Here is a 291-nt window from a genome sequence, read left to right as displayed (position 1 = left end):
ATCTTGCGCTGACCGGGGATGATCACGAAGAACACGTTCGCCGACATGATCGTCGCGAGCATCGCGCCGACGATCAGGTAGGCGGCACGGCCCGAGAGGATGTGGCACGCGAGGTACGCCGCGACGACGACGTACAGGCCGACGCAGATGCCCAGCACGCGGTCGTTGGTGCCGAGGATGCGGCACAGCGAGTCGTAGACGATCCAGCCGGCGGCGAGGAAGCCGAGCGCGGACGCGACGGCGACGACCGGGCCCATGTCGAGCACGTTCTTGTCGATCAGGTACGTGTTC

At 66.3% G+C, this 291-nt stretch carries 1 protein-coding gene; it reads right to left on the bottom strand.

Going from position 1 to position 291, the window contains the following annotated elements:
- On the bottom strand, positions 1-291 hold a 291-nt coding region (locus AC1RPV_RS07765), incomplete at both ends, for a urate hydroxylase PuuD (RefSeq protein ID WP_481764195.1).

The sequence above is a fragment of the Dellaglioa sp. CoH-55-MRSF-9 genome (assembly GCF_056782155.1).
Note: the sequence above shows the minus strand (reverse complement) of the source record. Positions and strands in the feature narration are given on the sequence as shown.